Annotated in this window: 7 protein-coding genes, 2 tRNA genes and 1 pseudogene; 5 read left to right on the top strand and 5 right to left on the bottom strand. The window is 63.1% G+C overall.

Going from position 1 to position 9,559, the window contains the following annotated elements; genetic code table 11:
- The 5 genes and pseudogenes from B3C64_RS03495 to nhaA all read left to right on the top strand — a co-directional run.
- A partial coding sequence (locus B3C64_RS03495; RefSeq protein ID WP_291533802.1) for an ATP-dependent Clp protease proteolytic subunit occupies window positions 1–96 on the top strand: 96 nt, incomplete at its 5' end.
- A gap of 105 nt (window positions 97–201) precedes the next feature.
- Window positions 202–1,539, top strand: a complete 1,338-nt coding sequence (clpX, locus tag B3C64_RS03500) for an ATP-dependent Clp protease ATP-binding subunit ClpX (protein WP_291533770.1) — start codon at window positions 202–204, stop codon at window positions 1,537–1,539.
- Between the two features lie 87 nt (window positions 1,540–1,626).
- Window positions 1,627–1,700: transfer RNA gene (locus tag B3C64_RS03505), tRNA-Arg, on the top strand.
- A gap of 44 nt (window positions 1,701–1,744) precedes the next feature.
- A tRNA-Arg gene (locus B3C64_RS03510) sits at window positions 1,745–1,818 on the top strand.
- 180 nt (window positions 1,819–1,998) lie between these two features.
- A pseudogene (gene nhaA, locus B3C64_RS03515) lies at window positions 1,999–3,249 on the top strand (Na+/H+ antiporter NhaA); the annotation flags it as partial.
- 272 nt (window positions 3,250–3,521) lie between these two features.
- Here the strand turns inward: nhaA and B3C64_RS03520 are convergent.
- From B3C64_RS03520 to B3C64_RS03540, 5 genes are all read right to left on the bottom strand, one after another.
- Window positions 3,522–4,193 (bottom strand): O-methyltransferase, encoded by a 672-nt coding sequence (locus tag B3C64_RS03520; protein ID WP_291533773.1) that lies wholly within the window; start codon window positions 4,191–4,193, stop codon window positions 3,522–3,524.
- 4 nt (window positions 4,194–4,197) lie between these two features.
- Complete coding sequence (locus B3C64_RS03525) at window positions 4,198–5,136, bottom strand: succinate dehydrogenase/fumarate reductase iron-sulfur subunit (RefSeq protein WP_291533775.1); 939 nt, start codon at window positions 5,134–5,136, stop codon at window positions 4,198–4,200.
- A gap of 70 nt (window positions 5,137–5,206) precedes the next feature.
- A complete protein-coding gene (locus B3C64_RS03530) occupies window positions 5,207–7,063 on the bottom strand; it encodes an FAD-binding protein (RefSeq protein WP_291533777.1) in 1,857 nt (618 codons plus the stop codon).
- A 75-nt stretch (window positions 7,064–7,138) separates the two neighbouring features.
- Window positions 7,139–8,476 (bottom strand): DNA-processing protein DprA, encoded by a 1,338-nt coding sequence (locus tag B3C64_RS03535; protein ID WP_291533779.1) that lies wholly within the window; start codon window positions 8,474–8,476, stop codon window positions 7,139–7,141.
- Window positions 8,473–9,559: YifB family Mg chelatase-like AAA ATPase (locus B3C64_RS03540; protein WP_291533780.1), on the bottom strand; the 1,087-nt coding region annotated here is incomplete at its 5' end. The genes B3C64_RS03540 and B3C64_RS03535, both read right to left, overlap by 4 nt.

The raw sequence follows: 9,559 nt of genomic DNA on the forward strand, positions 1-9,559 counted from the left end.
AAGATCCGCAAGGACATCGAGGTCGACACCTTCCTGACCGCTCAGGAGGCCAAGGAATACGGCATCGTCGACGAGGTGCTCGAACACCGCGCCTGACGCTTTGGCTCCGTATGCGTTCCATACCTCTGCCGCACGTCGGCAGGGGTATGGCCGTTTATACGGGTATGGTTGTTGGTACGGCAAACCACGGAAGGAGCGCATATGGGGCGCGTGATCAGCTATAACGACGCGGTGCCGAGATGCACGTTCTGCGGCAAGACGGAGAACCAGGTGCGCAAGCTCGTCACCGGTTCCGGCGCCGCCATCTGCGACGAATGCATCGAACTGTGCGTCGACATCATCTCCGAGGAGCGCGTCAAGGATGCGCAGGCCAGTACGATGCAGTTGCCGAAACCCATGCAGATCAGCGCGTATCTCGACAACTACGTGATCGGGCAGGAGGCCGCCAAGCGCACGCTTGCCGTCGCGGTGTACAACCATTACAAGCGCGTCAACATGGAGATGCGTGAGAACGTCGGACTCAGGGCGTCCGATGCGAAGAGGCCGAGGGGCGCGTCCGAGCGCGCGCATGACGATCCACTCGCCGATGTCACCGTGGCGAAATCGAACATCCTGCTGCTCGGGCCCACGGGCGTGGGCAAAACCTATCTCGCGCAGACGCTGGCGAAGGTGATGAACGTGCCGTTCGTCATCGTCGACGCCACGACGCTGACCGAGGCCGGATATGTGGGCGATGATGTCGAAACCGTGCTGCAGCGCCTCATCCAGGCCGCGGATGGTGATGTGTCGCGTGCGCAGCAAGGCATCATATACATCGATGAGATCGACAAGATCGCCCGTAAAAGCGGAGAAAACACGTCGATCACCCGTGATGTGTCCGGCGAGGGCGTCCAGCAGGCGTTGCTGAAGATCTTGGAGGGAACGGTCGCGTCCGTGCCGGTGGAGGGCGGCCGCAAGCACCGCGACTTGGAGACGGTGCAGATCGACACCCGCGACATCCTGTTCATCTGCGGCGGCGCGTTCGTCGGCCTTGACGACATCGTCGCGCAGCGGCTTGGAACCAGGGAAAGTGGTTTCGGCGCGTCATGGCATGACCATGAGGTGCCGAAGAGGGAGTTGCTGCATCGGGTCTGCGCCGATGACCTGTCCGATTTCGGTCTGTTGCCGGAATTCATCGGACGTCTGCCGGTGGTGAGCGTCTTGGAGGAACTCACCGAAGACGATCTGACGAGGATTCTGACCGAACCCGAGAACTCGCTGGTGAGGCAATACCAGAAGCTGTTCGCCATCGACGGCGTGACGCTCACCTTTACCGAAGGCGCGATCCGCCAGATCGCGGCCACGTCGATACGACGCGGCACCGGTGCGCGCGGACTGCGTTCCATCATCGAAAAAACGTTGGAGGACACGATGTACCAGTTGCCCAGCATGCCGGGAGCCTCCGAGGTGGTTGTGGACGAGGCCGCGGTGAACGGCACCGGCACGCCGAAAATACTGAAGGTCACCACGCAGGAGATACCGCTGCGACGGCTCGCATAACCTTGGTATATGGCGCGGCACGCCGAGATTTTGTTTTTTTGGCGTTTGGGTGTATCTTATTCGAGTTGCCGAAAACAAGGCAATGTTGCGCGAGTAGCCCAGCGGATTAGAGCAGCTGACTACGGATCAGCAGGTCGCAGGTTCGAATCCTGTCTCGCGCACGAGCCACCGGTCATCGGGTGGCGTAAAGAAATGTGATGGCGTTGCGCGAGTAGCCCAGCGGATTAGAGCAGCTGACTACGGATCAGCAGGTCGCAGGTTCGAATCCTGTCTCGCGCACATGAACCTCCTTCGCGAATGCGGAGGAGGCTTTCTGTTTTTCAGGGCTTTGGATGCTCCATGCCGTTACGCGGACGGTCAAGTCCATCGTGAATCCGTACCAAAGCCAAGACCCTCCGATACACTGGATAGGGCGATTACACCAACGCGACCATCGATGGTCGCAGAACAAGGAGCATGATGACCGCATCGAAGAGGGGAACCTGGGCAACCATTCGGCGCATAGCCGCGTCCGACCGCATATCCGGCCTGATCATGCTCGGGTTCGCTTTGGCCGGTCTGTTGCTCGCCAATCTTCCTTTCACCGCGCATGCCTTCGAACAGTTGGAAAATTTCCGCATCGCCATACCCCATACCAATATCGACATGGGACTCGGCCATTGGGTGCAGGATGGCCTGCTTACGCTCTTCTTCCTGACGGTGGGTCTGGAACTGAAACAGGAACTCACCACGGGTTCGTTGTCGAATCCCAAAGCGGCCGCGGTTCCCATGCTATGCGCGGTGGGTGGCATGCTGGTGCCTCCGGTGCTGTTCATCGCGGTGCTTGGTCTGTTCCAGGCTGCGGGGTCGGGGAACTTGGTCATCGCCTCAGGCGCGACGTTCCCCTTCGCGCAGATGTCGCATGGCTGGGCGGTGCCCACGGCGACCGACATCGCGTTCTCATTGGCCGTGCTCGCGTTGTTCGCCAAGGCGTTGCCCGGCTCCATCCGCGCGTTCCTGATGACTCTGGCCACGGTGGACGATCTGCTGGCCATCATCCTGATCGCCGTGTTCTTCTCATCGGTGAACGCGTGGTACTGGTTCATCGGCATCGCGGTGTGCGCCGCGGCATGGTATTTTCTGGTGCGCATGCGCAAGGTGCCTTGGCTTGCCGTCGCCATCGTGGGCATCCTTGCCTGGGTGATGATGTTCGAGGCCGGCATCCACCCAACCTTGGCCGGCGTGCTCGTTGGGTTGCTCACTCCGGCACATGAACGCTTCGGGGAGAAAACGCCCCGGGCCGAACGTTACGCCGACAAGCTTCAGCCGTTCTCCGCATTGCTGGCGTTGCCGATTTTCGCGCTGTTCGCCACCGGAGTGCATTTCGAGTCGTTGACGCTCGCGTTGTTCGTTTCGCCCGTGGTCGTGGCGGTGATGGTCGCTCTGGTGGTCGGCAAGCCATTGGGCATCATGGCCACGGCATGGTTGTCGACGCATGTGGGCGGATTGAGCATGGCCAAAGGACTGCGCGTACGCGACATGTTCCCTGCGGCGTGCGCCTGCGGCATCGGTTTCACCGTATCGTTCCTGATCGCCTCGCTGGCCTATGAGAACGCCGAACTGTCGGCGGAGGCGCGCTTTGGCGTGCTGGTCGGCTCGCTGGTCGCCGCGATGGTGTCCGGTCTGCTGCTCAGCCGTCAATCCAAGCGGTTCGAAGAGACCAAACAGGCCGAGCGGCATGTGGACCGGAGTATGCGTGACGATCTTTCCGAGGAGACCGAGACGATGTTGGAAGACGGCACCATCGCGATCAGCCAGAGCCTTGGCACACGGCCCCGCCAAGACAAGCCGTCGAGGTGACGACGAAGGCGCCGATGCGCCGGTCGCCGTGGTGATGGCGGGCGATGATCGCGTATTGCGTCGTATATGGCCTATAGGAACTTACATATGGAAAATGCCACGCAGGTCATGCGTGGCATTTTCCATATGCGACGAAACGGACGTCATCGTTTGACGGCAAGCAACAGTCCCGTTCCCGTCGGCGTGAGCGCGGTGGTGAACCGCTCGTCGGATTCGACGGTTTCGAGCAGCTCGCGCATGGCGATGGATTTCTCGTCACGATTCGCCGGATTGAGCACCCCACCGGAGGAAGCCGCGGAATCGAAAGCAAGAACATCGGTGAAGACGATCACGCCATGCCGCCTGAGCAGACGCGGAGCCTGCTCGAATGTGGCGGCGTAGTTCTCCGCGTCGCCGGCGACGACGATCAGATCGTAGTTCGCCGCATTCAGACGGGGCAGGAACACTCCGGCGGATGCGTTGACGGCGCGCAACGTCGTCTGCACGTCATCGGTCAGATGCGAGAACAATTCCCGGATCAACGCGATGCCCTGCGACGAGGAATCGACCGCGGTCAGCTGGCCGGAATCATCCAATCCGCTTATCAGCTGCAGTGTTTCCACGACGGATCCGGTGCCCACCGCGATGACGGAGGAGGCGTTCAGCATATGTACCAGTGTGCGCAGCAATTCCGCCTGGGCGGCGGAACCCTGCTCGATGCCCAGTTCCTCGGCATGGGTGCGCACCGCGTTCAACGGCGCTGATTGGCGTGAGAACGCATGGTCCTCGACATATTCCCAGGATTTTGCGAGATTGGTGTATGACGTCCTATCCATGGCCTCAGCGTTCCTTGACTTGCGCGATCAACTGCCAGATCTCCTCGCCGACATCGATGCCGCGGGGGCATTCGCGGGTGCAGGCGCGCACTGATTGGCATGCCGCGATGCCATCGGCGGTGTCGATGGCATCCATGCGTTCGCCCGACCGGGCATCGCGCGAATCGTTGATGAACCGGGATGCGGCGATCAGCGCGGCAGGACCGATGAACGCCTCGCCGCCCGCGTATACGGGGCAGCTTCCTTCGCAGGTGCCGCAGGCGATGCAGTTGCTCAGCAATTCGTATTTGGCGAGTTGCTGCGGATTCTGCAGATATTCGAATGCGTCGATTTTACCGTCCTCGGTAGTGGCGAGATCGCCGTTCGCCTGAAGGTACGGCTTGAGCTTCTTGATTTGGTCGAGCATCTGGTCGATGTCGGCTATCAGATCGCGTTGTACGGGGAAACCCGGCAGGGGAGCGAGCTCGATGACGCCCAGGTCGGCGCCGTTCCCGGTTTGGGCGCCATCGGCGGACGTATCGGCGGATTCGCCGGTACGACGGAATCCTTCCTCGTCCGTTGCCGTGATTCTCGGCTGCTTGGCCCAATCCTTGACCGTTGCCGTGCACAGCAGCGTCGGCGTGCCATTGATCGCCACGGCGTCGGAACCGCACATGCCATGGCCGCAGGAGTACCGGAACGCAAGGGTCGGATCGACGGTGCGCTTGATCTTCAGCAGACAGTCGAGCACGGTGTCTTCCGGTCGCACGGCGAGTGTGTAATCCTGCGTCCACTGCTTGCCGCGGGGCCTGTGCCGCGCCGATGCGCCGGAACCGCCGAATGGGGAGCTTTTCTTCGCGAACGGAGAACCGCCACGACCGCGGTCACGGCTGCGTTCGGGACGCGGAGCGAACCTGCTCACCCGCAACGTCACCGTATTCATGCCGTTTTCCATGTCGCTCATGTACCCGCCTTTCCATTAAAAACCGTCAACCAGTTTGCCATACGCCGTGCCCAGATGCCCGGCGGCCGACTCAGTATTCACGAGCCTTTGGCGGCATATCCACGATATGCACCGGTTGCCATGCGATGCGGCCGGAGGCGTCCGCCATGGAGTGCGCGAGGAAATGCTCGTCGTCACGTTCCGGGAAGTCCAGACGTTTGAGCGAGCCACGCGATTCATGACGCGCATCGGATGCCTCCAGCACGGCCTCTCCCAGCTCGATCAGATGGCGCACCTCCCAGATGGCGGTGATCTCCTGATTGAAGGTCGCCGAATCGGAATGCGCGTGAAGCGCCTTGGCGCGCGGTTCCAAATCATTCCGCAACGTCGCCAGCGCCCGCTCGATGCCGTCGGCGTCGCATCGCACCGCGACGGCCCGTTCCATGACAAGTCCCAGATCGGCCATCAACCGGTATGGATTGTCGCCTGCGGCGGCATCGTCTTCGGGAAGCTGCGCGAGCAGTTCCTTGATTTCGGCGGTACGGGCATCGGCGGTTTGCCGCACATCGTCGGCGTCCGAGGCGCCGTCGTCCACGGCCAGAGGGTCGTTCACCGGATTCTCGACGATGCGGGATGCCAGCGCCTTGCCGGAACGGGTGCCGAACAGGCAGGCGTCCAGAAGGGAGTTGCCGCCCAGACGGTTCGCGCCGTGCACGGACACGCAGGAGCATTCGCCCGCGGCGAACAGTCCCTCCACCACGGCGCGTTCGCCGTCGATCCAGCGGTAGACCTCGCCATCGGTGGTGATGGGGATGCCGCCCATGGTGTAATGCGCAGTCGGCTTCACCGGCACATAGTCCTTGGTCGGGTCAAGATCGGCGTATTTCTCGATGGTCTCCACCACCTGCGGAAGCACCTTGCGCATATGGTCGGCGTCGATGCCGGTCATATCGAGCCATACGCAATCCTTCGGACCGGTTGGATCCTTTGGATCGGGCACGCCGCGTCCTGCGTCGATCTCCGCCATGATGGAACGGCTCACCACATCGCGCGCGGCCAGATCGGCATGGCCCGGAGCATAGTGTTCCATGAACGCCTCGCCGTCGGCGTTGCGCAGCACGCCGCCCTCGGCTCGCGCGGCTTCCGACAACAGGATGCCGGTATGCGCCAGACCGGTCGGATGGAACTGCACGAATTCGCTGTCCTCCAACTGCAATCCGGCGGAAAGCGCCAAAGCCATGCCGTCGCCGGTCAGATCCCAGGAATTCGAGGTGGTGTGGAACAGACGGCCGGCTCCGCCGGTCGCGACCAGCACATTGCGCGCATGGATGGCGTGCGCCTCGCCCTTATGCGTGTCGAACGCCACCACGCCCTCGGCACGGGACCCGTCCTTGGCGACCACCAGGTCGGTCACATACCATTCCTCGGCGAATTCCACGCCCTCCGCCACGCACTGCTGCCACAGCGAGAACAGGATCTGATGGCCGATGCGGTCGGCCGCATACGCGGCGCGGCGCACCGGTTCCTTGCCGAAATCCTTGGTATGGCCGCCGAAACGACGTTGTGCGATGTGGCCGTCATCGGTACGCGAGAAGGCCACGCCGGCATGTTCCAACGCGATCACCGTCTCCGGGGCCTCCTGCGCGAGCAACTGCGCCGCATCCTGGTCGACAAGCCAGTCGCCGCCCTTGACGGTGTCGAAATAATGCCAATGCCAGTCGTCCTTCTCGACATTGCCCAGGCTCGCCGCGATGCCGCCTTCGGCCGAACCGGTGTGCGAACGCAACGGCTGCAGTTTGGAGATCACCAGAACATTCGGCTCGATGCCGTTCGCCCTCATTCCCCGCATCGGCTCGCTGCGTAGCATTCCCAGCGCCGCGGACAGGCCGGCCGCGCCGGCGCCGACGATTACTGCATCATACATATCTTCAACATGCTTCGGACTCATACCCACGATTCTCGCACAAGGTGTGACCTCGCATGGACGCCGGTTCCCGCATGGGCAGGGCGGAAACCGGCACGGTCAATCGGTGGCGATGCTGATTCGTCCGGAATGCATGACGATATGCCCCGAAAGCTCCAAAGCGCCCAATTCGCGCATGATGCGCGTGATCGGGTATTCGCCTGGATGCGTCCGTTCCAGAATGTCGTGCAATCCATCCGCGGACACATGCCCATACGCGGAGCGGCATTTGCGTATGGCCCGCAGCATGACCGCATCGCAGTCTTCCGGCTCCGCGCTCTCCTCGGGAGCGTTCGGGTCCTGCGATTCGTCGGAACGCAGAGTCGTCGCGTCACCGTCATCGATGATTCGGGGACGATGCGCCTCGTGGCAGAATTCACCGATTTCCGTCAGCGAGCAGACGATCGTGGCCCTGCCTTCCTGGATGAGACGGTTGCATCCGGTGTTGTTCGGTATGGTCACGTCTCCGGGGACCGCGTACAGATCGCGGTTGAGCTCATTCGCCCAACCGGCGGTGTTGAGCGCTCCGGAGCGCGCGCGGGCCTGCGCGACGACGACCGTGGACGACAACGCGGCGATCAGCCGATTGCGCAACAGAAACCGACGCGCTTCGGGAATGGTTCCCGGGCAGAGCTCCGAGACCAGCGCCCCGGAATGGTTTTCGATGGCTTCGAACAGCCGCTCGTTGCCTTTCGGCCCGATATGGTTCAGTCCTCCCGCGAACACGGCCACGGTGCGTCCGGCCAATGGCGTGCTGATTTCGTCCATGGCCCGGATGGCGCCCCAATGCGCCGCCGCATCAGTGCCCAGCGCGCCGCCCGACACCACAAGATGCCCGGCCCTTGCGGCCTGCCGCGCGAGCTCATGCGCGCTTTGCCTTCCGTAATCGCTCACGCCGCGCGAGCCGACGATGCCGACCGGATGCGCGCATGAGACCAGCGCGCGCGGATCGCCCTTGCCCCATAGGCACAGGGGCGCGGCCCAATCGGTGCGCAAGGAAAGATCGGCGATCTGCGTGGGCCAACATGGATGATGCGGTGCGATGATCCACATGCCGCCGTTTTCGGTGAACCAGTCGCGGAGCTCGTCCGGATCTTTGCTGGGCAGCATGCCCAGACGTTGCTGCCATGAGACCAGCGCGCCGTGGAACGCCGCCATGCCGCGGTCGTTGACGGTGCGTCCCCAGCGGATGATGCCGTTGATGAATGCCGCGTCCAAGGAAGCGCAGGCCGCGGTGGACACGCCCTCATGATGCCCCGGCCCGCTGTCGGCGATCAGGCGCAGCGCGCTGGCGGCGGAGTCGGTGCCTTTGATCAGCGCGTACATCATCGCATCGGCGCTGTCCAGGCAAAACGTGAGGATCGCCCGTGCCAGTGTCTCGTCGTCGATGGTCGTCATGTCAGCCTCGTCCTCATCGAAATGCCCTGCATCATCTCCGAGCGTCCCGGAGACGTCATGCCCGACAGGTCCGCCAACGTCCACGCGAGCCGCATGGCGCGGTCCGCGCCCCGTAGGCTCAGACGTTCGCTTTCCAACGCGCGGTTGACCAGTTCGATGGCCTTCGCGGACGTGTTGGCCCGCAGCCAGGTGCCGGTCGCCTGCGCGTTGCATGTCCAACCGTATTCGTCGAAACGCTCGCGCGCGGCGCATCGCGCGGCCACGACCCGTCGCCGTATGCGTTCGCTGGATTCGCCGGAACCGGCCGCGCTCCGGGTGATGCTGTCCACCGGCGGCACTTCGATCTGGATGTCGATGCGGTCGAGGATCGGACCGGAAAGACGGCTGAAATATTTGATGCGGTCGCGTTCGCGGCATGTGCAGCGTTCTCCGGTGCCGTAGAAATATCCGCATGGACAGGGATTGGCCGCCATGACCAATTGGAATCGCGCGGGATAGTACGTGGTTCCCTTCGATCGGGAAATCGCCACATATCCCGATTCCAGCGGTTCGCGCAGCGTCTGCAGCGCCCGAGAGGAGAACTCCGGCGCCTCGTCCATGAACAGCACGCCACGGTGCGCGCGGGTGATCGCCCCTGGCCCGGCCAATCCGGCGCCGCCGCCGACCAGCGCCGCGGTCGAAGCGGTATGATGGGGCGCCTCGAATGGCGGAACATCGCTGATGCCGTGTCCGGCGAGCGTCCCGCAGAGCGACCGGATCGACGCCACCTCCAGTTGCGCGGCCTCGTCCAAGGGGCCCATGATGCCGGGCATGCGCGAGGCGAGCATCGTTTTGCCCGTGCCGGGCGGCCCCGTCATCATCAGATGGTGCCCGCCGGCCGCGGCCACCTCCAAGGCCCATTTGGCCGAATGCTGCCCGACCACCTCGTCCATGTCTCCGGGTGGCGGGAACGCGGTGACGGAGTCGTTGTCGGCGGCCATCGCGCGTGGGCCATCGGGAAGCCGGTATTGCGCGGTTCCGCCCATAAGCTCCATCAATTCGCCGACATGCCGCACGCCGATGGCGTCCACGTCGGGGATGAGG

The organism is Bifidobacterium sp. UBA6881, from assembly GCA_002451435.1.
Classification (GTDB): domain Bacteria; phylum Actinomycetota; class Actinomycetes; order Actinomycetales; family Bifidobacteriaceae; genus Bifidobacterium.

What these genes read in the sequence shown, in the direction of transcription:
- clpX (WP_291533770.1), top strand. Translation starts at nt 202, where the DNA reads ATGGGGCGCGTGATCAGCTATAACGACGCGGTGCCGAGATGCACGTTC.
- B3C64_RS03520 (WP_291533773.1), bottom strand. Translation starts at nt 4,193, where the DNA reads ATGGATAGGACGTCATACACCAATCTCGCAAAATCCTGGGAATATGTC.
- B3C64_RS03525 (WP_291533775.1), bottom strand. Translation starts at nt 5,136, where the DNA reads ATGAGCGACATGGAAAACGGCATGAATACGGTGACGTTGCGGGTGAGC.
- B3C64_RS03530 (WP_291533777.1), bottom strand. Translation starts at nt 7,063, where the DNA reads ATGAGTCCGAAGCATGTTGAAGATATGTATGATGCAGTAATCGTCGGC.
- B3C64_RS03535 (WP_291533779.1), bottom strand. Translation starts at nt 8,476, where the DNA reads ATGACGACCATCGACGACGAGACACTGGCACGGGCGATCCTCACGTTT.